We start from the raw sequence: 22,915 nt of genomic DNA on the forward strand, positions 1-22,915 counted from the left end.
CTTAATGCGGGTATGATCGGCGTTTACGTTGTCCCAGCCAAGATAGTGGAAGTCGCCCACCGATGCAAAACACCAAGCTCTTGCTAACCAGTTTCACCTTCGTGGGACTGCTCGCACTCGCCGGTTGTTCATTCCCCGGGGTTTACAAAATCGACATCCAGCAGGGCAATGTCGTCACGCAGGACATGATAGACCAGTTACGCCCGGGAATGACCCGTCGGCAAGTACGGTTTATCATGGGCAACCCTCTGCTGACCGACACGTTCCATGCCGATCGCTGGGATTACCTGTATAGCCTGCAACCGGGTGGTGGTGAACGCCAACAGGAACGCATAAGCGTTATCTTCAACCCTAATGACCAGCTCGTCAGCCTGTCGGGTGATTTTATGCCTGGCGTGAGCCGCGACGAAGCCATTCTCGGCAAGGAACCCGGCACTAACGTGACCGCTCCTGCAGAAAACACCGAGAAGCCAAAACCAGAAAAACCGGTGAAACCAGGTTCGTTGCTGGACCAGATCCAGAAGGATGTAGACGGTGTAGAAACCGTTCCAGTCCCGAGTCCGGAACCATTGGACACCGCACCGCAATAATTTGCGACGCAATAAAAAACCCGGCATGTCCGGGTTTTTTATTGTCTGGCGTTTGATCAGATCACTGATTGCGCGCCTTGGCCTCGGCTGCTTTGGCCGCACGCAAGCGACGAACCTCTTTGGGATCGGCAAGCAGCGGTCGGTAAATCTCGATGCGATCACCCGCCTGAACCACGCGAGTATCGGGGTCCGCAATCGCTTTGCCGAAGATGCCGACCGGACAACCGGTCAGATCCAGCTCAGGAAACTCGGCACCCACGCCAGATTCAAGCAAAGCGGCCCGAACCGTAGCGCCCGCCGGCACTGCCACGCTCAGCAGTACCTGACGATCAACGGCGGCATACACCACCTCAACCTCAATCACCGACTCAACCATGCATCTGCTTGGCGCGCTGACAGAACGCGTCCACCAGGGTGTTCGCCGCCTGATTGAACAAAGGTCCCAGTGTCGCCCGCACGATTGGCCCGGCGTAGTCGAACGACAAGTCCAGGCTGATCTTGCAGGCTTTCTCGCCCAATGGCTTGAACACCCAGACGCCATGCAACTGGTTGAACGGGCCTTCTTCGAGATTCATCTCGATCGAATGCCCGGGCACCAGCGTATTTCGGGTGACGAAATGTTGACTCAAGCCACCCTTGGCCACGCCGACACTGGCACGCATGTGCTCAGGGGAGCTTTCCAGGACTTCGGCCGCTGAGCACCACGGCAGGAATTCCGGATAACGCGCCACGTCGTTGACCAGGTCATAGAGGGCTTGCGCCGGGTACGGCAGCAGGGCCGAGCGTTGAATATGTGTCGTCATGTCAGCGTCACTTCCACAGCTGGGCGGCAAACACTACGAGAATGCCGATGGGCGCCACATAGCGCATCAAAAACAAGGACAGGCCGAACAACATCGGGCTGCGGATCGACAATTCATCGCGAACCGCTTCACGCCCCATGATCCAGCCTGCAAACACCACGAAACACAAACCACCGAGGGGCAGCATGATCCGCGAGGTGAAGAAGTCGATCACACCAAAGAAGTCCAGACCGCCAGCGGCGCCCCATTGGTAGAGATGGAACATTCCACCTTCGTTCACGAAAAATTTGGCCTCCTTCCAGATATTGAAGGAAAACACCGTACCCAGCCCCACGAACCAGCAGGTAAATGCCAGCCAGAATGTGACCCAGGCGCGGCTGATTTTGGTGCGTTCAACCAGGTAAGCCACCATCGGTTCAAGCAATGAAATCGCCGAACTCCAGGCCGCCACTGCCACCAGCACGAAGAACACTACGCCCATCAACTGCCCGAACGCTACGTTACCAAAGGCAAATGGCAGACTGACAAACATCAGACCAGGACCTTCGCTCGGGTTCAGGCCCGCGGCGAACACAATCGGAAACAATGCAAGGCCGGCCACCAACGAAACAAAGGTATCGAGCAGCGCCACGCCAACCACGGTGCCGGAAATCGATGAGTTCTTCGGCATATAAGCGCCGTAGATCATGATCGAACCGACGCCCACGCTCAGGGAGAAGAACGCGTGCCCCATGGCGGGCAGCAAGCCGTCGAGGACTTTTTCAGGGTGGAAGTCGAACATGAAATGCACGCCCTCCATGAAATGGCCGGTGGTCATGCTGTAACCCAGCAGCACAATCACCATCACGAACAGCAGCGGCATCATGATCCGCAGACTGCGCTCAAGCCCGGCGACCACACCTTTGGCGATCACCACGGCGGACAACAGCATAAAAATCGTGTGCCAAAGTGTCAGGCACCACGGATCAGCGATCACATTGCCGAAATAGGCCCCCACCTGATCCGCCGTCACCCCCTGGAAGTCACCACGCCCCATGTCGATGATGTAATCCAGCGACCAGCCGCCGACCACACTATAGAAAGACAGAATCAGCAGTGCCGTGATCATCCCGGCGAATGCGCCCCAGGACCACTTCCCGGAATGCCCCGCCTCCAGCGCCAGCACCTTCAAGGCGTTGGCCGGGCTTTGACGGGCGCGGCGGCCGATCAGGGTTTCCGCCAGCATGACCGGCACACCGATCAGCGCGATGCACACCAAAAACATCAACACGAAAGCACCGCCGCCGTAGACGCCAACCATGTACGGGAATTTCCAGATGCTACCCAGGCCCACGGCCGAACCGGTCGCGGCGAGTATGAAAACCCAGCGGCTAGCCCAACTGCCGTGGACAGAAACCTTGTCTGTCGACATCGTTATCACGCCCAAGCGTTCAAAAAAGAGGCCGCATTGTCCGGGATTCAATCAACCTGCTCAAGCACGTAGCGATACCGTAGCCGACTTGCGTGCAACTCCCTATAATGCCGCCCCTATGGCTAAACAGAAGAAACACCCAACAGGGACCATCGCGCAAAATAAAAAGGCGCGACACGATTACTTCATCGAGCATAAGTTCGAGGCTGGTCTGGTCCTGGCCGGCTGGGAAGTAAAAAGTCTGCGGGCAAGCAAGCTACAGCTTGTTGACAGTTACGTACTGCTCAAGGATGGCGAAGCCTGGCTGCTCGGCAGTCACATCACGCCGCTGATGACAGCCAGTACGCACGTCATCGCTGATCCGACCCGCACACGAAAGTTGCTGCTCAACCGGCGCGAGCTGGAAAAGCTTGCCACCGCCGTGCAGCAAAAAGGTTATGCCTGCGTATGCCTGTCCTGGTACTGGAGCAAGCACATGGTCAAGTGCGAGATCGCTCTGGGCAAGGGCAAGAAGGAATACGACAAGCGTGATACCGAACGCGAACGCGATGCCGGTCGCGAGCTGCAGCGCGCGGTGCGCAACAAGGGCAAGGAAGATTAATCTTCTGGCCTGATGATCGTTCCCACGCTCCCGCGTGGGAATGCATCCCGTGACGCTCTGCGTCACAAAGCGGACGCAGAGCGTCCATTGCTGCATTCCCACGCGGGAGCGTGGGAACGATCATGATCTACCTGGCTACATTCCTTTGCGCCGCTCCGCCCGAGCCATGCGCTGCACTTCCTGACGCACCTCCTCCAGCACTTCCTGCACATACAAAATGTGTCGGCTGGAGACTTCCCGTGCCTGCTCCGCCCGCCCTTCGATAATCGCCAGGTACAACTCCCGATGCTGACTGATCAGCATGTCGCGAGTCTCAGTGCGCTGCTTGTACATGCCACCAATGTTGGTCACCACGTTGCGCTTGAGCAGGTCGAACAGCCCGCGAATGGTGTGCAACAACACGGCGTTATGACTGGCTTCGGCAATCGCCAGATGGAATTTCGCATCCGCCGCGCCCTCTTCCACCCGGCTCACTTCATCGTGACGCGTATAGCAATCCTGCAATTCGTCGAACGCCGCCGTCAGCCGTTCGCGATCCACATCGGTGGCGCGCAACGCTGCGTAATAGGCGCAGGAAGCTTCCAGGGTATGACGAAACTCCAGCAAATCTCGCTGGGCCTCGGGGTTGCTTTCCAACAGATGCAGCAGCGGATCGCTGAACGTCGAGCCCAGGGAGTCCACCACATAATTGCCGCCGCCCTGGCGACTGACCAGCAAGCCTTTGGCCGCCAGTTTTTGAATCGCTTCGCGCAACGAAGGGCGTGACACACCGAACTGCTCGGCCAACGCGCGTTCGGCCGGCAAGCGCTCACCGGACTTCAGCGTGCCCTCGAGAATCATCCCCTCGAGCCGCTCGACAATATCGTCAGACAAACGGCGCTGACGAATCTGATCAAACCCCATAACTCAATTCTCCACGATCCCGGCAGCTCGCCGGGCTCTCTATTCTGGCCTATCGGCGCTGTGGCAGCACCTACCAGACGACGCTTGATCGAACAGATCAGATGCGTTCTGCACCGCTTATTCGACAAAAGTTTTAGGGCGACAAATTGACACACCGCCTACAACGCTTTTACCCTAGCCAACAGCGATTGTAAATTGGTATTACCAATTAACCAAGAACGCTGACAGTGCCTGACCAACAACAATTAGGGGCCACCCCATATGCAAACCTGGCAACAGCTCTACAGCCCGCTCGGCAATCTCGGCGTGTCCGCACTCGCGGCCGTCATCCCCATCATATTTTTCTTCCTGGCCTTGGCCGTGTTCCGTCTCAAAGGCCATGTGGCCGGCAGCATCACCCTGGCCTTGTCGATTGCCGTGGCGATCTTCGCCTTCCAGATGCCGGTGGATATGGCGTTCGCCGCTGCCGGGTATGGCTTCGCCTACGGTTTGTGGCCGATTGCCTGGATCATTGTTGCGGCAGTGTTCCTCTACAAACTGACGGTCAAGAGCGGCCAGTTCGAAGTGATCCGCAGCTCGGTGCTGTCGATCACCGACGATCAGCGTTTGCAGGTTCTCCTGATCGGCTTCTGCTTCGGCGCGTTCCTGGAAGGTGCCGCCGGTTTCGGTGCGCCGGTAGCGATTACCGCCGCACTGCTTGTAGGACTGGGCTTCAACCCGCTGTACGCCGCCGGCCTGTGCCTGATCGCCAACACTGCGCCCGTCGCATTCGGCGCCTTGGGGATTCCGATCATCGTCGCCGGGCAAGTCACCGGCATCGACGCGTTCAAGATCGGCGCCATGACCGGCCGCCAATTGCCTCTGTTGTCGCTGTTTGTGCCGTTCTGGCTGGTGTTCATGATGGACGGCATGCGCGGCGTTCGTGAGACCTGGCCGGCCGCACTGGTAGCGGGCTTGAGCTTTGCCATCACCCAGTACTTCACTTCGAACTTCATCGGCCCGGAACTGCCGGATATCACGTCAGCACTGGTCAGCCTGATTTCCCTGACGCTGTTCCTGAAAGTCTGGCAGCCAAAACGCGCCGCCGGCCAACACATCGCCGGCGCCGTGTCGGCGTCCGTGGTGACTGCGAGTGTCGGAGGTTTCGGCCAGAAACGCACAACCGTGGCTTCGCCTTACAGCCTGCTGGAAATTTTCAAGGCCTGGTCGCCGTTCCTGATTCTCACCGTGCTGGTCACCATCTGGACCTTGAAGCCGTTCAAGGCCATGTTTGCCGCAGGCGGTTCGATGTACAGCTGGGTATTCAACTTCGCCATTCCGCACCTGGACCAACTGGTGATCAAGGTCGCGCCGATCGTAACCGTTCCGACCGCCATTCCAGCGGTGTTCAAACTTGATCCGATTTCCGCGACCGGCACGGCAATTTTCTTCTCCGCGTTGATCTCGATGCTGGTACTGAAGATCAACTTCAGAATTGGTCTTACCACTTTGAAAGAGACCTTCTACGAACTGCGCTGGCCAATTCTGTCCATCGGCATGGTGCTGGCGTTTGCCTTCGTCACCAACTATTCGGGCATGTCATCGACCATGGCTTTGGTGCTGGCAGCAACCGGCGCGGCATTCCCGTTCTTCTCGCCATTCCTTGGTTGGCTGGGCGTGTTCCTGACCGGTTCCGATACCTCGTCCAACGCACTGTTCAGTTCGTTGCAAGCGACCACCGCGCACCAGATCGGCGTCAGCGATGTTCTGCTGGTGGCGGCGAACACCAGCGGCGGCGTGACCGGCAAGATGATTTCGCCGCAATCGATCGCCGTAGCCTGCGCCGCGACCGGGCTGGTGGGCAAGGAGTCGGACCTGTTCCGCTTCACCCTCAAACACAGCCTGTTCTTTGCCACGATCGTCGGCCTGATCACCTACGCCCAGGCCTACTGGTTCACCGGCATGCTGGTGCACTAAGCCTACGAGCAACACGGAAAAAACCGACGCCGGACCACGACTCCGGCGTCAGCTATTCACAACCCGGTCTGTAAGGCTGCTGAAAGCTTGCCGCTTTATATTCAGCAGCCTCAACGGACGGGTAACCGGCCGAGAGACACGCCTGATGAGCGAGCTTTTTTACAACGCGGTGCCGAACGCGACCCGTGTCGCCCCGCCACTGCCTGAGCCTCGGCAATACCCCAACGAGAAACCGTCACGGGTCTATCTGTTCGGGACCTGCGTGGTGGATCTGTTCTATCCCGAAGCCGGGATGGACGCGATTCACCTGCTGGAACGCGAAGGCATTCGTGTCGAATACCCGCAAGGCCAAAGCTGCTGCGGGCAACCGGCCTACACCTCGGGTTACACCGAACAGGCGCGGACCGTGGCGCGCTCGCAATTGGCGCTGTTTGCCGGGGATTATCCGGTGGTGGTGCCGTCGGGTTCTTGCGCGGGCATGTTGCGCGAACACTACGCCGACTTGTTCAAGGACGAACCGGACACGTTGAAACAGGTTCAGGCGCTTGCAGCCCGGACTTATGAATTGGCGGAGTTCTTGCTGTTTGTTTGCAAGGTTCAGCTAAAGGACAGCGGCACACCGGTAAAAGTGGCGCTGCACACGTCGTGCTCGGCACGCCGGGAGATGAACACTCACCTGCACGGCCGCGAGTTGTTGGCGCAGTTGAGCAACGTGGAACGGGTCGAGCACAGCCACGAAAGTGAATGCTGTGGCTTTGGTGGGACTTTCAGCGTCCGTATGCCAGACATTTCCGGCGCGATGGTGGCTGACAAGACCCGCTCGTTGAAGGAATCCGGCGCGCATCAGGTACTCAGTGCCGATTGCGGCTGTTTGATGAACATCAACGGCTCGCTGGAGAAACAAAAGGAAGCGTTGCGCGGCCAACACCTGGCCAGTTTCCTTTGGCAGCGCACCGGGGGTGTTCTATGAACGCCTCCGCGATTATTCCTACGGTTGCCGTAGAAGAAGATTTTCGCAGCCGGGCTCACGAGGCTTTGGCTGACACGCAATTGCGAAACAACTTTCGCAGCGCGATGGATTCACTGATGACAAAACGGGCAGCGTCTTTCAGCGATGCCCATGAAAGAGAACATCTGCGAGTGCTGGGCAATGCTGTCCGCGCCCGTGCGTTATCCAAGTTGCCCGACCTGCTCGAGCAGCTTGAACAGAACCTGACCCGCAACGGTGTGACAGTGCACTGGGCGGAAACGGTGGACGAGGCCAATGGCATCGTCTTATCGATCATCCGCGCTCACGAGGGGCGGCAAGTGATCAAGGGCAAATCGATGGTCAGTGAAGAAATGGAGATGAATCATTTCCTCGCTGATCAAGGCATTGAATGCCTGGAATCGGACATGGGCGAGTACATCGTCCAGCTCGACCACGAGAAGCCTTCACACATTATTATGCCGGCGATCCACAAGAATGCCGGTCAGGTCGCGTCCTTGTTCCACGACAAACTTGGCGTGGAATACACCAAGGACGTTGACCAACTCATTCAGATCGGTCGCAAAGTCTTGCGACAGAAATTCTTCGAAGCGGACATCGGCGTCTCCGGCGTCAACTTCGCCGTGGCCGAAACCGGCACCTTGCTGCTGGTGGAAAACGAAGGCAACGGGCGCATGACCACCACCGTGCCACCGGTGCACATCGCTGTCACCGGCATCGAAAAAGTCGTTGAAAACCTGCGGGACGTGGTGCCGCTATTATCGCTGCTGACCCGTTCGGCCCTCGGCCAACCCATCACCACCTACGTCAACATGATCTCCGGCCCGCGCAAGCAACATGAGCTCGACGGCCCTCAGGAAGTGCACCTGGTATTGCTCGACAACGGTCGCAGCCAGGCGTTTGCCGACAGCGAACTACGCCAGACCTTGAACTGCATTCGCTGCGGCGCGTGTATGAATCATTGCCCGGTCTACACCCGAATCGGCGGCCACGCCTATGGGGAGGTTTACCCCGGGCCCATCGGAAAAATCATCACCCCGCACATGGTCGGCCTGGCGAAAGTCCCGGATCATCCGAGCGCGTCGTCGTTATGCGGTGCCTGCGGTGAAGTCTGCCCGGTAAAAATTCCGATTCCCGCATTGCTGCGACGCCTGCGGGAAGAAAACGTCAAAGCCCCGGACAGCCCGCATCCAGTCATGCGCGGCCAAGGTAGCAAGTACTCGCGCAAGGAACGCTTTATCTGGAACGCCTGGGCCCGGCTCAACAGCTCGCCGACGCTCTATCGTTTGTTCGGCTTCTTCGCCACTCGCTTGCGCGCCCTTGCGCCGAGCAATGTCGGCCCCTGGACGCAAAACCACAGCGCGCCAAAACCCGCTGCCCGCTCGCTGCATGACATGGCCCGCGAGCATCTGGCCAAACAGGGAGACCGTTGATGAGCGCCAAGCAAAATATCCTCGCTAAATTGAGGAATAGTCTGACCGGCACCACGCCGGTGGCCGACGAATTCGACGTCGAACTGCTAACCAAGCCGTACACCTACACGCCTGAGCAACGCATCCCGCAACTGCGCAAACTGATGGAAGCGGTGCACACCGAAATCCACCTGACCACGGATAAAGATTGGCCCGAATTATTGGGGCAACTTTTAAGGGATCGTCAACTGCCGAGCCTGTTGATCGCGCCGACGACGCCCCATGGTCAACGAGTCACTCAGCACTGGTCGGAAAATCCCGACCTGCCAACGCTCAAATCCTACGACCGCCCGGTAGAAGAATGGAAAGCCGAGCTGTTTAACGACACGCCGGCCAGCCTCACGACTACACTCGGCGCTATCGCCGCGACGGGCAGCCTGATTCTCTGGCCGACGCGGGAAGAACCGCGACTGATGAGCCTGGTACCGCCGGTGCATTTTGCGCTGCTCAAGGCCAGTGAAATCCGCGACAACTTTTATCAGGTGCAACAGGAATTCGAGTGGGCTCAAGGCATGCCGACCAACGCGCTGCTGGTGTCCGGGCCATCGAAAACCGCCGATATCGAGCAAGTGCTGGCCTACGGCGCCCACGGTCCGAAAGACCTGGTGGTGTTGATCCTGGAGGACCAATGACTTTACCGGCAGCGTTTCTGCGTGATGCGCAGCAATTGATCCCTGAAGATCGACGTTTCGACGATCCATTGTCGACGTTGGCCTTCGGCACCGACGCCAGTTTCTACCGTCTGATTCCACAACTGGTGATCCGCGTCGAGTCCGAAGACGAGGTGGCCGAGCTGCTGAAACTGGCGCAACGGGATCAGGTCCCGGTGACGTTTCGTGCGGCCGGCACCAGCCTGTCCGGGCAGGCCATCAGCGATTCGGTTTTGATCGTGCTGGGGGATAACTGGAACGGTCGCGAGATTCGTGGTCAAGGCACACAAATCCGCCTGCAACCGGGCGTGATCGGTGCCCAGGCTAACGCCTGGCTGGCACCGTTCGGGCGCAAGATCGGACCGGACCCGGCCTCGATCAACGCCTGCAAAATTGGCGGCATCGTCGCCAACAATGCCAGCGGCATGTGCTGCGGCACCGCGCAAAATACCTATCACACGTTGGCCGGGATTCGTCTGGTGCTGGCCGATGGCAGCCGTCTCGATACCGAAGACGCCGCCAGTGTGGCGGCGTTTCGTCAGAGCCACTCCGAGCTGCTTGAGCGTCTGACAACATTGGGCCGCGAGACCCGCGCCAATTCCGAATTAGCCGCAAAAATTCGCCATAAATACCGTCTGAAAAATACCACTGGCCTGTCTCTCAATGCTCTGGTGGATTTCGATGAGCCTGTGGATATCTTGAGCCACTTGCTGGTGGGCTCCGAAGGCACCCTCGGGTTTATCAGCGCGGTGACTTACGACACGGTCATCGACCACCCGAACAAAGCGTCGGCGCTGATCGTGTTCCCCGACGTGGAAACCTGCTGCAACGCCGTCACCGTGCTGAAAAGCCAACCAGTGTCGGCCGTGGAACTGCTGGACCGCCGCAGTCTGCGCTCGGTGCAGGACAAACCCGGCATGCCCGATTTCGTACAACAGCTGTCGAATAATGCCTGCGCCTTGTTGATCGAATCCCGCGCCGCCTCGTCCACTTTGCTGCGCGAACAACTGACGCAAATCATGGCGTCCCTGACGTCGTTCCCGGTGGAGAAGCAAGTCGACTTCACCGAAGACCCGGTGGAAAACGCCCGGCTCTGGGCAATCCGCAAGGACACCTTCCCTGCGGTCGGTGCTGTGCGCAAAACCGGCACCACGGTGATCATCGAAGATGTGACCTTCCCGGTGGAACAACTGGCCATCGGTGTTAACCGGTTGATCGAGCTGTTCGAAAAACATCACTACGACGAAGCGATCCTTTTCGGACACGCCCTGGAAGGTAATCTGCACTTCGTCTTCACTCAAGGCTTCAACAACCCGGAAGAAGTCGCACGCTATCAAGCGTTCATGGACGACGTGGCGCAACTGGTGGCCGTGGAGTTCGGCGGCTCGCTGAAGGCGGAACACGGCACCGGTCGCAACATGGCGCCCTTCGTCGAACTGGAATGGGGCAGCGATGCCTACCAGTTGATGTGGCAGCTCAAACGCCTGCTCGACCCTAACGGCATTCTCAACCCGGACGTGGTGCTCAGCGACGATCCACAGATTCACCTCAAGCACCTGAAGCCGCTGCCCGCCGCCGACGAGATTGTGGATAAGTGCATCGAGTGCGGTTTTTGCGAGCCTGTCTGCCCGTCGAAAGGACTGACCCTGAGCCCGCGTCAGCGCATCGTTATCTGGCGCGACATCCAGGCGAAGAAACGTGCCGGCGTCGACACCACCGAACTCGAAGCCGCTTACGAATATCAAGGTATTGATACCTGCGCCGCCACCGGGCTTTGCGCACAACGCTGCCCTGTAGGAATCAATACCGGCGAACTGGTGAAAAAGCTTCGCAGCCGTAAGGCGACGCATACGAAAACCGCCAATTGGCTTGAAGGAAATTTCGCCACTGCACTGCAAGGTGCGCGTTTTACCCTGCACGTGGCCAACGGTGCCCGAATGCTGCTGGGGGCGCCGCGTCTGGCGAAGCTGTCGGCAACGTTGACGCGATTGTCCAAAGGCCAGGTTCCGCAATGGACCAACGCCATGCCACAGCCGGAAAAAGCTATTCGCTTCAGCCCGGTCGTGTCGGACGAACGCCCTCGGGTGGTGTACCTGGCGGCCTGCGTCTCGCGGGCAATGGGCCCGGCGGCGGGGGATAAAGAGCAGATGTCGCTGTACGACAAAACCCGCGGGCTGCTGGAAAAGGCCGGTTACCAAGTCGTCTTTCCAGACAATCAGGACAACCTCTGCTGCGGTCAGCCGTTCGCCTCCAAGGGCTACGCCGAACAGGCTGAACACAAACGCCAGGAACTGATCGGCGCGCTGCTGCACGCCAGTCGAGGCGGGCTCGATCCGATCTACTGCGACACCAGCCCCTGCACGCTGCGGTTGGTTCAGGACCTCGGCGACGTGCGCCTGGATCTGTACGACCCTGTGCGTTTCATCCGCACGCATTTGATGGATCGACTGGACTTCACCCCTCAGGAAGCGCCGATCGCAGTCCACGTCACTTGCAGCACTCAGCACTTGGGCGAGAGTCAGGCGCTGATCGATCTGGCGCGCAAGTGCAGCAACAACGTGGTGATTCCCGAAGGCATTCATTGCTGTGGGTTTGCGGGCGACAAGGGCTTCACCACGCCAGAGTTGAATGCGCATTCACTGCGCTCGCTCAAGGATGCGGTGCAGCATTGCAGCGAGGGGATTTCCACCAGCCGCACCTGTGAGATTGGTCTGACGCAACACGGTGGAATTGACTACCACGGGCTGGTCTATCTGGTGGATCGGGTGACCCGGGCGAGGGCCATGCAAGAAAAATAGAACCCTGACGAGGCGCCGTAGTCCACAGATTAAGCCCGGTAAATGCTGGGCCTTACCCAAACTCGGCAGCCCGTCCTGATGGCCAGCGATGCCTGGACCCTCAGTTCAAGGAGATACTCATGAAACGTTCTGTACTGTTAGGTCTGTTCGTTACTGCCTCGCTGATGGCGTCCACCTCGTTCGCCGCCGAAAAAGATCTCTGCGCGACCAATTTGCAAACCATCGAGGATTCCAAAGCTCAGATCTCTCCAGAGATGACTGAGCAGGTACAGGCCTCCGTCGACAAAGCCAAAGCCGATCACGCGACGGGCACCAAAAAAGGCACTGAAGATTGCATCGCCGAAACGACCCAAACGATTCAGGATATTCAGAAGTCCGGTGACGGCGGCAAGCAATAGCCCCCGACGAGGCCAACCTTTGGGCTGGCCTAGTTCGCAGACATTGATGTTAAACACACAGGCCTGTTGCTCAGCACGATTCACAGAGCAACAGGCCTGTGGCCGTTCAGAAATGCCAAAACCGAATTACTGCGCAGCGCCGTGGTCTTTTAAGTAGGCCCCTTTTTCAGGGTGGCCTGTTTTCGACCTCGGCCGCCCGCTCATACGGCAGCACCGAGACCATCAGTACTAGGAGATTTCCATGAAACGTACCGCACTCGCTGGTCTGTTCATGTCTGCTGCAATGTTGGCCTCTCCCGTGTTTGCTGCGGACAACAACCTGTGTACGAGCAAGCTGCAAGAGCTCGAAGCCAAAGTGAACTCACTGCCGGCGACCTCCCCCAACGCACCGGAGATCAAAAGACTGCTGGCCAGCGCCAAAGCTTCACAGGCCTCCAAAGATGACAAAAAATGCGCCACCGAGGCCAGCCAGGCGTTGTCGATGGCAAATTGAACAACGAGGCCAACCTTGCGGTTGGCCTTCTGAGCTGCATTGGCGTACACTGCGCAGGCCTGTTGCTCACTATGATTCACCGAGCAACAGGCACGGGGCCGTTTAGGATTCGACGCCGGTCGCGAAACTTTAGGTGCATGCCGAGTTGGTAACAGAACTCGTAAATCCACTGTTGCAACTTCTTATAGTTGCCAATGACGAAACCTACGGCCAGGAATTCTCTCTCGCTGCGTAAGCAGCTTTAGATCCTGAGCTTCTGGTACCTTCGGGTCCAGCAATCACCAGGGGATGTCTGTAAACCCAAAGTGATTGTCATATAGAACAGAATCGCCGTGCAGTACGTTGTGGACGAAGCGGCTAAAACTTACACAACTCGCCCAAAGCACCCTGCCCTTCGGGTCGCTGAGGGTTAACTTAATAGAAACGGCTACGCATGTAGTACCGACAGCGGAGTACTGGCGGACGGGGGTTCAAATCCCCCCGGCTCCACCAACTTTACATCTAAAGACGTCCACGGACGTCTTTTTTTGTGCCTGAAATCCAGAAAAATCAAGGCTTTAGGGTCTATTAGGATCCATGGACGTCCGGCACAATCCACGACATCGGGTATTCCAGATGGTATTCCAAGCCCTTCAGTGGTAATTTTTGGAATACCAATTGATGTCATGGAACTCCTCATGTGCGCCCAAGCCACCCGCCTCTCTGACCGCCAGCTCAAAGCGGTAAAGCCGAAAGACAAAGACTACGTCCTCAGCGATGGAGACGGTTTACAGCTGCGCGTAAGGGTCAATGGTTCTACGCTCTGGAACTTCAACTACCGGCAGCCGATTACCAAAAACCGCATCAATATGGGCCTTGGCACCTACCCAGAACTCTCACTTGCGCAAGCCAGGAAGAAAACTGTCGAAGCCAGAGAGCTTCTCGCTCAGGGCATCGACCCGAAAGAACAACGTAGCGAGTTGGAGCAGACAAAAAGGCAGGCAACCGAGCACACATTCGAGAACGTGGCGTCTGCCTGGTTTGAACTGAAAAAGGATTCTGTGACTCAAGCTTATGCCGAGGACATCTGGCGCTCACTCACGCTGCATGTCTTTCCATCACTTGGCACAACACCCATCTCGCAGGTCAATGCCCCGAGAGTTATCGAGCTTCTTCGCCCTTTGGAAACCAAAGGCAGCCTGGAGACAGTGAAACGACTGACCCAACGGCTCAACGAGATCATGACCTACGGCGTGAACTCTGGAATGATCTTTGCCAATCCGCTCAGTGGCATCCGAGCGGTTTTCAAAAAGCCGAAAAAGCAGAACATGGCCGCCCTTCGTCCTGAAGAGCTGCCAGAACTGATGGTCGCCATTGCCAATGCGAGCATAAAAAGAACAACTCGCTGCCTGATAGAATGGCAGCTTCACACCATGACCCGTCCTGCGGAAGCCGCGACGACTTCTTGGGCTGACATCGATCTCGACAAGAAAACTTGGACGATTCCAGCCGAGCGGATGAAAAAGCGACGTGCACACGTCATACCGCTGACCGGACACGCACTAGCTCTGCTTGAGACTATCAAACCCTACAGCGGCCACAGAGAGTATGTGTTCCCTGCTGACAGAAACCCACGAACTCACTGCAACAGCCAGACAGCAAACATGGCCCTGAAACGCATGGGCTTTGAAGGTCGATTGGTGAGCCATGGCATGCGCTCCATGGCGAGCACTATCCTAAACGAACAGGGATGGGATCCAGAGCTGATCGAGGTCGCACTTGCTCACGTAGACAAGGACGAAGTGCGTAGTGCCTACAATCGTGCGGATTACATTGAGAGAAGACGCCCGATGATGATCTGGTGGAGCGAGCACATCCAGCGTGCGGCTACCGGTAGTTTGTCGATCTCAGCCGTTCAGGGGTCAAGGAGTCTGAAACTAGTATCGACCGGTTAACCACACCTCAATTGAACTTATGCAATTGCCATTGCATCAACTTGACCAGAATTAATGGTAAGGATGTCGCGTTTATGCTTAAGTTGACGGCTACAGTAAAGAAGAAGGAGAAGAAACCACTTCAACCTACAATCAATCTACTGAATGGGGAAGCTAGTGTGGGGAATGAAAATCTCTTAATAGCTAAATACTGAGAACTACGCCCTGCAATTTCCCACCCGGGGGAAATTTAACACATACACACCCTTATAGTTGTTCATGAAACGAAATTTTGCAATCGAGCCATGAGGGTAATATTTTCATGAAATCATGTATCGAATGTGAAGATCGCAGCCTACTTCGATCAAGCACATGACTATAAACCTAAAACAATCAATTCATGCTTACTCAGATTTCTAAATTCAGTATTGCAGCCCTCGGGCTGCCATACTGAATCATTATTTTTTTGCTTTAGCTTACGGCTAACGATTGTCAAAAATACACTACCATGGTTAAACATCTCCTGCTTAACCGAATGACTTATAAATTGAGCGGTGGAAGCACAAGTACCTCCTATGCTCATCCGCCAACCAGCGCAGCCTCATCCCAGGATGAATGCCTAACTTCTGTAGATCCACACCAAGAAGTCGAGAAGAAACCAGCAGACCTCCCTGATCATCGAAGCTGATCAAAAATCGATCGAACAACGCGTCCAGATTTGCGGTAAGAAGAAAGCCGTTAAAAACATCTAGCCGCTCAGCATCGGATGGACATTCCGCCCAGGGTTTGGCGTGACTGGCACGCAATACCTCAGGCAGTGAGACACCTGTCACGGCACATGAGCTGCCCCAATACTCAAGCAAAGCCTCACGGAATTTTTGCTGCCCCACACGCAGGCGCACCAACCGCTCGATTTCGGTACCTGCCAAACCATCAGGCAAAGCTGACAATGCCTCGGTAACAGCCTTACTGTAGCCAGCTGCAGCCTGGCTAGGTAGTGCAATGGATAAACTAGCAGTACGACGCAGCAAAGCTGCTAATGCTGCTTCGTTGGTTACTCTAAATTCGCCGCTGGCCTGCTGTTCTGCTGAAAAACTGCGTATCAACTCGGGCAGCAAAGAAGCGATGCCTGACATGACGAAGATGTCGAAACCACTGCCAACAACCGTCACTGTGGCACAGGTCGGGTGTCGGGCCGACGCAAGGGTGACGCTACCTACTTCATCAGCAAGTGTGTGTTCAAAGCCATTATCCGTACCGCTTTTTTCTATTAGGGCTCGCTGAAGAGAATTCATCGAAACATCATCCGTGCTTGCTTATGCTGGTTGAATAGGCAACAGAGCTGCACACGTTTTTTGGATTTTCCAGGTAACGTCATGACAAAAAAGCCCTGCATCGAGCAAGTTCGACCTATAAGCCGTATCCGACTAACTTGTCTGAGCCATTGAGAGAAATTCGCTATTATAGCGCTCCAGAAAATCGACGTTTGAAAAGCATGCCATCGTCAAAACTCGGATCAAGTACCAGGCACACCTGCTCGCTACCGATCAGCTCCTCTGGCGGAGGTGTGGTCGTGGTCACTATGTACTGAAACGGAATATTCGCGCCGACGTCAAAAGCTTTCTGCAGACGATCGGTTAACAACAGGAACCCCTCATAAAGCCCGGCGCTCATATCTGCTTCGCGTGGGCAATCGTGAATGACTAAACCAGGAAACGCATTACCATCTCCTGCGCTTTCCACAAGGCATGCGATATCGCCCAATAGAACCTCCAGCACACGGTAGGCTTCACCGCCTCGCATCGAAATTCGGAAAGGTCGATTTTCATCGCGGGGATCAAATGCGCCAAACGCGTCATTGGACAGAAGTTCTCCTGTAAAACGATCCATGATGCTGGCTATACGTTTTTCCCGGGTTGATAAATCTTTCTGTACTATCGCCAACTGAATTCGGGTGCTACTTATATCGCGTCCAATGCCGTCAGACTTGGCACAGGACTGATCAATAGCAGCTTGGGAAACGGAGGAGCCTGCCGACCTCTCCCAACGTTCCATTTCAACAAGCAGTTCTTCTCCGCGACGAGCCTCATGAGACGTCTTATCCCGAACTTCACGAATTTTATTGCGCTTGCCAACCAATTCAGTTTCGACCATCTCCAGACTTTGAAGCTTAGCTTCGAACTGCTTCTTACGTTGAAGTACAGCTATTGCCCGTGATGCAGATTCCTCCATGGCACGACTCAAGCTTTTCTTATCACGCTCATCTCTTAGATTAGCCACCTGCAAGCGCCCAACTTCTGCCTGGATGTGCTGGCATTTCGAAAATGGAAGATTCCCCTCTTGGCAGTCCCCTGCAAGTTGAGTGAGCCTCAGTAGTTTCACACCAATTGTTTTATAGGCGTCCTCATCTCCCACCCTTGCTGCCTCAACATAGTCGTACTCCAAGCTTGCCCTGTTGAGCTGAGTCTGTAGTTCCGCTACTTCTGCACGCAGCTTTGCCAGATTTTGTTCGGCTTCGTCTTGACGCTCATTCCAGTCCTGCAATACAGACGCTGTTTTATCAGCAGCATTACGCACTTCCTTTACCACTGAGTTAGCAAACAAATCCTCAGCGTGCATCGGCAAACTATCCGATAGATTCCGCCAAGCACGTAGGTCAGACTCAATGCGCCTGCGGATCAAAACTGGCTCATGCAACAACGCGATCGTTTGCTTCTTAGCATGTTCCAAGTCCGCTTCCAACTCAGCCAAGCGACTCATGAGACTTGATTCCGCCTGATCCAGCAAACCCAACACTGCACGCATGATAATGGGTGGATCCTGGCGACTGCGTTGCAAACCTGTGCCCTCGCCCTCGCGCCAAGAGAAAAAAGACTTAAAGCGCGAACCTTGGTCCCGGCTGATCCAAGCCAAGAGGTGGCGCCATTCAATAGCCTGGTCTGTTTCCGGGATGACGCGTGGCGTAACCTTAGCCATCATTACGTCGGAAAGGTGTTGTATAAATGAGCGGTCTGTATCGCCGGTTTCCTCGCCCCATAGCGCATTGATGTCGTCACCTTCCAGAGCAATGCCTTCCTTGTAGGTATTGAAATGGCGGAACAGAGTAAATACTTGGTCCTCTACATGCAAAACGGCCGCGACACCACCTTGCGGGAACTCACCGAACAACTCCTCACGCACCTCACTGACAGCCTTGGCTGTATCTCCCAGACACAGACGCAGTAATAGGCATAAAGAGGTCTTGCCAACTCCATGGCCTGCTGCACGTGCGCCAGAGGCACTACCAGCCACAGGTTCCTTGGCCCAGACAATATTCAGGCCACGCCGAAAAGCTACGGTGCGAAGAATGTGGTCAGGGCCCGCTTCACGAAAGAGGGTCAAACGTTCGAACCATAAACGTGGACTGTGCCTCACTTCTGGTAATTGCTGGATCAATTCCTGCACCGTTTCGCTCCTTGCTTAGGCTTTTTTGCTTGATTGTTGGCTGGTCTGGATCTCTTCGTCAGCGGCACCAAGCTGCATCTGTTCCGCAGCGTTCAACAGAATGCTCGCGACCGATGTAGCTTGAGTATCGACAATCAAATGAGCTGGGATATCTCGTCCCTTTAGCGCGACAAGATGGTCGGACTCTACCCTCACCAGCCCCGAGGCCTCAAAATAACGAATCCAACTCTGTATACGATCACCTGCCAGTCGTGTGGATTCGAAGATTCCGGCATACTGGTTTTGATAGGTCGTAACATTTTTTGCGTTCGTTTCCCCTACATAAGACGACAACAACTCAGAGCGGGCCGCAAGAAGCGAGGCATCGATTAGCTTACGACGCGCCAAACGTCCCGCTTTCTGAATAAGCGTGAGCAGCAGGCCAGCCAGGCGAGCATCTAGCTCATCGCGAAGAGCGCCACGCTCCGAATAAGTTGGCTGCGCCTGTTGTCCAGGTGGCGGCACTAGGGGACTGACATAGGCTTCACCACTGGCTTCCGCCAATGTCATTCGGTCGAATTCACGCATAACCAAACGTTGAGTGCGGTATTCGCCGAACGCCTTAGTCTCATTGTTTTTGAGTACACGAAAGGTTTCACTTGGATAGTCTGGGCCCATCAGGTCGGCAGGATCGAGGATGTAGCGCAGCTCGTCACGGGTGAGACCATAGAGTCTTGCGTAATACGCATCAAGTTCAGCACGTAGTTGGGACCGTCGTATTTCGTCCCAGATGAAGGGTTGCCCAGCAAAGCCGAGATCTTGTGCCCAAGCTGTAAGGTCATAGGAAATATAGGTGAGCTCCAGCACACGAGGAACAATAAAGGCCAAATCAACTTCGACATAGTGGCTAGGCGGTAGTACTGGGAGTTGCTTTGGAATGAAGAAATTGAAGTTAGCACCTCCAATTTTCTGACGAGCAACGAAATCAAAAATCAAGACCGAAATGTTTGAAATTAAGCAAGCAATTTGCTGTGGGGCAATTTCATTCGACGGCAATACCAAATGACAACTATTACCAACACCAGATAATGGCAATATTCCTCCAATGACACTTCTCTCATCCGATGCCCTAGCAATCCCTCGCCACCCCATTAACCACCCCTTGTTCCAACCTTTAATTTGCAACCGATCACTCACCTCTTTCGCGCTCACCCAATAGCGCGGGGTGATAGAGTAATCCGGGTCGGCTTTCTCAAGTAGACTCACATCGCGACTAGTACCATCCGGCGTGTATGTGCCCCAGCGGTGGTCGTACTGGTGGATCATCTTGGCCTCATACAATGGCAACAATCCAGGACCAAAAGAGTTCTCAAATAGGTGACTGTCATTAGACATGTGCATCATTGTCATAAAGGAAATGCCCCAAGGGTTGCCTTCGGGGTTACCTTCTTCAATTAGCACCGGTACGGCACGGTAGATCTTTTTGGTCAGTTCGGCATCGCACTCACTGCGAAACACCGGGCAAGTGAGCGTGTTAGGGTTGATGAGGCGGAACTCATTGCTAGACAAACTGAAAATCCGTCGTCTATCAAGCAAATCTGATGAGTTCTTTGCCAGAAAAATAAACTCCGCTGTTTCACTGAAACCCAGCGTAAGAAGACAGAATGGATCTCGGCTATCCGTACCAGGGAAAATTCGGCGAATCTCCCAAAACCCTTTCATACTCACTAAATGTCTGTTTTGGGTAATGTGAGAGAAAAAGGCTTTAGTGCTGTCGTCGGTGGCGATGCCGGTAGGCACGATAAAACCGGCGCGCCCCTCTCGTTGTGTAATCTGACTAATTGTTTCTGCAAACAGTGCGTAGGTGTTCACGTCGCCCACGCCTGTGAGCGGATAGCGGCCACCATCAGCTTCCTTTACATGGGCAAACAAGCTTGCCGCTTCAGCGGTGCGGCGAGCACTGATGAACTCCGCATACAGGCGCTGTTCAGCCTCGCAATCGGGTGGGCTGTGGTCGTGCTGCCGGTACAGGTTCTTCGCTAGCATACCCTCGCTTAACCAACGGATACGCTGACTGCGTTCGGCCTTGTTTTTGGCTTTCACCACATCACTGTGACGAGTAGCGAAGAACTCTTCCTCTTGCAGCTTGATGCGTTCCCATGGAGGGTTACCAAGCACGCAATCAAATCCACCAGCGGCAAATACTTGTGGAAAGGCCAGCGGCCAGTGAAGCACACGAGCCTCTAAACACACTGCTTGTGCTGCGGCGAGTTGGTGGGCGTTTGCGATAGGGAGCACATCGCCAAGTAACGTTAGATAGAGAGTGCCACTGGTGGGAATTGCGCTTTGGTTGGCCTCGGTCTTAGGTAGTAAAAAAGCTCCCAGCACTAGATCAGCCGCATGAGCTAGGCGGCTGGTTTTGGCCTTCGTCAGAAACTCGTGGTATGCGGCTTCTTTGTTAGCAATCTGTTGGGCGCTGTCTTGTGGTAGAGCTTCGATGGTCTGCAGTGCAGCCAACCCACTACCTTCCGTATAAATGACCTCAAATTGACCAAAAGCATGTGCATTGCGCTTTTTCTCTAAGTCTCTTAGTGCGGTGGCATTGGCCTTAGCAAAGACCTTACACACCTCTTTATCGTCACCACTCAAAGGCCTGAAAGCATCTTTGGCGATGCCCAACTGCAGTGACTTTAAGTCGGTCAGGCCCAGCAGCGCATCACCACATTGCAGGTGGTGATCGAGAAAGCCGAGAGGGCGGCCTTCTTCAAATCCTTCTAACCACAGGGCCGTGCGCGCCAGCTCCAGCGCCATCGGATTGCGGTCCACCCCAAATATACAGCGGCTGACCACTTCGCGCAGAGCGTGGCGGTAGTCCTGCGGTTTCACTGCGCCTTCGGATGTTTGCAGGTGCACCAATTTTTCCGCCAGGCGGCGGGCAGCTGCAAGCAGAAAATGGCCGCTGCCGCATGCCGGATCTATCACACGGATCGCCAGCAGGGCCTCCACTGGATTGGAGGGATTGTCAGCCAGACGCTGCTGGATCACAGGGTCGAGTGCTGACTTGATCAGCTCCTGGACCAGTGAGTCGGGTGTGTAGTAGCTTCCGGTTAGCTTGCGAGCGTTGCCTGCGGTGCTGCCCTCACTGGTCAAACCGATAAAGCCGAAGCGTTTGGCTGGCAGATCGATTTCCGGTACCAATTCCAGCAGGCTTTCGTACACACTGCCGAGCTCTTCTGGCCCCATATTGCGATAGTCCACCGGGGCGGGCGTGCCACCGTGGTTGGCCCAGCGAAGGTTCTGCATCACGGCTAGCAAGTCAGCGTTGCTCAGGTGTGCCGCATCCAACGAAGGGCACTGACTTTGGGCAAACAGTCCCCCGAGCGCAGGCAAGGCGAGGCGCGGCTCGCCTGCACTCAGCCCCTTGAAGACGATGCGCAGAGCTTGCCAGTGATCTTCAAAACGATTACGGGCGCGACGTTTCAGGCACAATTCACGCAAGCGAGCTACAGCATACCCCTCTGAATAAGCACGACGGGCGGCGATAGCTTCCTTATTCTCGTCTGCTGGATGCAGCAGGCCACGCTCCTCCACGCTAAATAGAAAGATCAGCCGATAGACAAGGCGCAACAATTGCTGGAAATACGCATCCTTGCTCAGCTCGCCGTCGTGCAAGGCACGGCGCAGGGCCTCGTTGCTGTGGTGTTGCAAAAAACCTTCGCCGAGGGTGAGCAGAGCTTGGGTAACTCCCAGGCGCAGACCATCGCGCACACGAGTGCCTTCCTCCTGCCCGGCTTCGCGCCAACTTTCCCAGATGCAACTTTGTAGGCCATTGCCAGCACGGCTGGCGTGCAACAGGCGCCAGACGTTGGTGAACTCAGCATAGCGCTGACCGCTCAGTAAATCTTGCAGGTCCACTTCCAGAAAGCTGGGGCGGGTGAGTGTGGCCGCATCGCGCAACAGCCGAAGTTGTTTGCCATTGCTGACAATCGCCCACAGGTGTTCGGAGCTGGCGTTAAGCAGTTCCTGTGCGAGCTGGAAAGCGGACTTTTTTCGGCTACCACTTCCCGCGATAGCAAAGCGTGCATCGGCATCATCCAGACCCATTGTGTGCGGTGCGACAACGATGGGCAGGTTGCCTGCGAGTAGCTGCACTGGGTAGTGCCGTTCACCCACGGTGATACATTTGACTTGCGAAAGATTGCTGTAGCCAAATGCATCGCGCAGAAGCTCGAACACCAGGTGTTGCGTGATCGCCGCAGCATCCACATCTGCACGATCCATTTGCGCAGCGAAGTGTTTGTACTGGGCACTGGCAATCTGGAAGGCCCGGCTGTAATCGTCCTTGAGCTTAAGCCCCTTAGGGATGAGGTAATCTGTTTCGGTTTGCCATTTGGCACTTCCAAGAGCGGCCTTTTCCAACTGGTCAGGCAGGAACAAACCTCCTTCTAGCTTAAGCGTAGGTAAGTTGAGCGCGGCCTGGGTTTTGCGGAGCTTTCTCATTTTTGACTTTCCTTAG

The 22,915-nt window shown here is 55.7% G+C and carries 17 protein-coding genes and 1 other RNA gene; 11 read left to right on the forward strand and 7 right to left on the reverse strand.

The features are described from left to right. Nucleotides 1–62 precede the first annotated feature (62 nt). A complete protein-coding gene (locus tag BK667_RS21010) occupies nucleotides 63–590 on the forward strand; it encodes an outer membrane protein assembly factor BamE (protein ID WP_123516485.1) in 528 nt (175 codons plus the stop codon). A gap of 61 nt (nucleotides 591–651) precedes the next feature. Here the strand turns inward: BK667_RS21010 and BK667_RS21015 are convergent, their stop codons facing one another. From BK667_RS21015 to BK667_RS21025, 3 genes are read right to left on the reverse strand one after another with little or no spacing between them, the layout of a single operon-like run. Continuing rightward, nucleotides 652–966 (reverse strand): RnfH family protein, encoded by a 315-nt coding sequence (locus tag BK667_RS21015; RefSeq protein ID WP_123598753.1) that lies wholly within the window; start codon nucleotides 964–966, stop codon nucleotides 652–654. Continuing rightward, nucleotides 959–1,393: a type II toxin-antitoxin system RatA family toxin gene (locus BK667_RS21020; protein WP_054050071.1), complete on the reverse strand. Its 435-nt coding sequence runs from the start codon at nucleotides 1,391–1,393 to the stop codon at nucleotides 959–961. Before BK667_RS21020 ends, BK667_RS21015 begins: the two co-directional genes overlap by 8 nt. A gap of 7 nt (nucleotides 1,394–1,400) precedes the next feature. Beyond that, nucleotides 1,401–2,804: a sodium-dependent transporter gene (locus BK667_RS21025; RefSeq protein WP_123598754.1), complete on the reverse strand. Its 1,404-nt coding sequence runs from the start codon at nucleotides 2,802–2,804 to the stop codon at nucleotides 1,401–1,403. A 118-nt stretch (nucleotides 2,805–2,922) separates the two neighbouring features. On the opposite strand from BK667_RS21025, the gene smpB reads away from it, so the two are divergent. After that, nucleotides 2,923–3,405 (forward strand): SsrA-binding protein SmpB, encoded by a 483-nt coding sequence (gene smpB, locus BK667_RS21030; protein WP_008149046.1) that lies wholly within the window; start codon nucleotides 2,923–2,925, stop codon nucleotides 3,403–3,405. Between the two features lie 135 nt (nucleotides 3,406–3,540). Here smpB and BK667_RS21035 read toward each other — a convergent pair whose 3' ends face one another. Further along, nucleotides 3,541–4,308 (reverse strand): FCD domain-containing protein, encoded by a 768-nt coding sequence (locus BK667_RS21035; protein WP_123516493.1) that lies wholly within the window; start codon nucleotides 4,306–4,308, stop codon nucleotides 3,541–3,543. A 261-nt stretch (nucleotides 4,309–4,569) separates the two neighbouring features. Here BK667_RS21035 and BK667_RS21040 point away from each other — a divergent pair, with 261 nt between their 5' ends. The 9 genes from BK667_RS21040 (at nucleotide 4,570) to BK667_RS21080 (ending at nucleotide 14,997) form a co-directional block, all read left to right on the forward strand. After that, nucleotides 4,570–6,264 (forward strand): lactate permease LctP family transporter, encoded by a 1,695-nt coding sequence (locus tag BK667_RS21040; RefSeq protein ID WP_123598755.1) that lies wholly within the window; start codon nucleotides 4,570–4,572, stop codon nucleotides 6,262–6,264. Between the two features lie 145 nt (nucleotides 6,265–6,409). Next, entirely contained in the window at nucleotides 6,410–7,234 is an 825-nt protein-coding gene (locus tag BK667_RS21045) for a (Fe-S)-binding protein (protein ID WP_123598756.1), read from the forward strand. Next, on the forward strand, nucleotides 7,231–8,685 hold the full coding sequence (locus tag BK667_RS21050; protein WP_123516499.1) for a LutB/LldF family L-lactate oxidation iron-sulfur protein: 1,455 nt from the start codon (nucleotides 7,231–7,233) through the stop codon (nucleotides 8,683–8,685). Before BK667_RS21045 ends, BK667_RS21050 begins: the two co-directional genes overlap by 4 nt. After that, nucleotides 8,685–9,356 carry a LutC/YkgG family protein gene (locus BK667_RS21055; protein WP_123598757.1) on the forward strand — a complete coding sequence of 224 codons (672 nt, stop codon included), beginning with the start codon at nucleotides 8,685–8,687 and terminating at the stop codon, nucleotides 9,354–9,356. The genes BK667_RS21050 and BK667_RS21055 overlap by 1 nt, the downstream gene beginning before the upstream one ends. Beyond that, nucleotides 9,353–12,172, forward strand: a complete 2,820-nt coding sequence (locus tag BK667_RS21060; RefSeq protein ID WP_123598758.1) for an FAD-binding and (Fe-S)-binding domain-containing protein — start codon at nucleotides 9,353–9,355, stop codon at nucleotides 12,170–12,172. The genes BK667_RS21055 and BK667_RS21060 overlap by 4 nt, the downstream gene beginning before the upstream one ends. Nucleotides 12,173–12,291: 119 nt before the next feature. Then, nucleotides 12,292–12,570, forward strand: coding sequence for a PA2433 domain-containing protein (locus BK667_RS21065; RefSeq protein WP_123598759.1), 279 nt, complete (start codon nucleotides 12,292–12,294; stop codon nucleotides 12,568–12,570). A 241-nt stretch (nucleotides 12,571–12,811) separates the two neighbouring features. Continuing rightward, on the forward strand, nucleotides 12,812–13,063 hold the full coding sequence (locus BK667_RS21070) for a PA2433 domain-containing protein (RefSeq protein ID WP_123516507.1): 252 nt from the start codon (nucleotides 12,812–12,814) through the stop codon (nucleotides 13,061–13,063). Nucleotides 13,064–13,157: 94 nt separating this feature from the next. Then, nucleotides 13,158–13,555: a transfer-messenger RNA gene (ssrA, locus tag BK667_RS21075) on the forward strand. Nucleotides 13,556–13,740: 185 nt separating this feature from the next. Next, nucleotides 13,741–14,997, forward strand: a complete 1,257-nt coding sequence (locus BK667_RS21080) for an integrase domain-containing protein (protein WP_123598760.1) — start codon at nucleotides 13,741–13,743, stop codon at nucleotides 14,995–14,997. Between the two features lie 506 nt (nucleotides 14,998–15,503). Here the strand turns inward: BK667_RS21080 and BK667_RS21085 are convergent. From BK667_RS21085 to BK667_RS21095, 3 genes are all read right to left on the reverse strand, one after another. Beyond that, nucleotides 15,504–16,271: an HNH endonuclease gene (locus tag BK667_RS21085; protein WP_123598761.1), complete on the reverse strand. Its 768-nt coding sequence runs from the start codon at nucleotides 16,269–16,271 to the stop codon at nucleotides 15,504–15,506. A 166-nt stretch (nucleotides 16,272–16,437) separates the two neighbouring features. After that, nucleotides 16,438–18,420 (reverse strand): hypothetical protein, encoded by a 1,983-nt coding sequence (locus tag BK667_RS21090; protein WP_259698137.1) that lies wholly within the window; start codon nucleotides 18,418–18,420, stop codon nucleotides 16,438–16,440. A gap of 15 nt (nucleotides 18,421–18,435) precedes the next feature. Then, entirely contained in the window at nucleotides 18,436–22,899 is a 4,464-nt protein-coding gene (locus BK667_RS21095) for an Eco57I restriction-modification methylase domain-containing protein (RefSeq protein WP_123598762.1), read from the reverse strand. Nucleotides 22,900–22,915 lie beyond the last annotated feature (16 nt).

Origin of the sequence: Pseudomonas frederiksbergensis (genome assembly GCF_003732705.1) — a bacterium.
GTDB lineage: Bacteria > Pseudomonadota > Gammaproteobacteria > Pseudomonadales > Pseudomonadaceae > Aquipseudomonas > Aquipseudomonas frederiksbergensis_F.

Excerpts from the sequence above, each read along its gene's own strand:
- BK667_RS21040 (WP_123598755.1), top strand. The coding sequence starts at position 4,570 with ATGCAAACCTGGCAACAGCTCTACAGCCCGCTCGGCAATCTCGGCGTG.
- BK667_RS21010 (WP_123516485.1), top strand. The coding sequence starts at position 63 with ATGCAAAACACCAAGCTCTTGCTAACCAGTTTCACCTTCGTGGGACTG.
- BK667_RS21020 (WP_054050071.1), bottom strand. The coding sequence starts at position 1,393 with ATGACGACACATATTCAACGCTCGGCCCTGCTGCCGTACCCGGCGCAA.
- BK667_RS21050 (WP_123516499.1), top strand. The coding sequence starts at position 7,231 with ATGAACGCCTCCGCGATTATTCCTACGGTTGCCGTAGAAGAAGATTTT.
- BK667_RS21045 (WP_123598756.1), top strand. The coding sequence starts at position 6,410 with ATGAGCGAGCTTTTTTACAACGCGGTGCCGAACGCGACCCGTGTCGCC.
- BK667_RS21015 (WP_123598753.1), bottom strand. The coding sequence starts at position 966 with ATGGTTGAGTCGGTGATTGAGGTTGAGGTGGTGTATGCCGCCGTTGAT.
- BK667_RS21080 (WP_123598760.1), top strand. The coding sequence starts at position 13,741 with ATGTGCGCCCAAGCCACCCGCCTCTCTGACCGCCAGCTCAAAGCGGTA.
- BK667_RS21070 (WP_123516507.1), top strand. The coding sequence starts at position 12,812 with ATGAAACGTACCGCACTCGCTGGTCTGTTCATGTCTGCTGCAATGTTG.
- BK667_RS21095 (WP_123598762.1), bottom strand. The coding sequence starts at position 22,899 with ATGAGAAAGCTCCGCAAAACCCAGGCCGCGCTCAACTTACCTACGCTT.
- smpB (WP_008149046.1), top strand. The coding sequence starts at position 2,923 with ATGGCTAAACAGAAGAAACACCCAACAGGGACCATCGCGCAAAATAAA.
- BK667_RS21065 (WP_123598759.1), top strand. The coding sequence starts at position 12,292 with ATGAAACGTTCTGTACTGTTAGGTCTGTTCGTTACTGCCTCGCTGATG.
- BK667_RS21060 (WP_123598758.1), top strand. The coding sequence starts at position 9,353 with ATGACTTTACCGGCAGCGTTTCTGCGTGATGCGCAGCAATTGATCCCT.
- BK667_RS21025 (WP_123598754.1), bottom strand. The coding sequence starts at position 2,804 with ATGTCGACAGACAAGGTTTCTGTCCACGGCAGTTGGGCTAGCCGCTGG.
- BK667_RS21055 (WP_123598757.1), top strand. The coding sequence starts at position 8,685 with ATGAGCGCCAAGCAAAATATCCTCGCTAAATTGAGGAATAGTCTGACC.
- BK667_RS21035 (WP_123516493.1), bottom strand. The coding sequence starts at position 4,308 with ATGGGGTTTGATCAGATTCGTCAGCGCCGTTTGTCTGACGATATTGTC.
- BK667_RS21085 (WP_123598761.1), bottom strand. The coding sequence starts at position 16,271 with ATGAATTCTCTTCAGCGAGCCCTAATAGAAAAAAGCGGTACGGATAAT.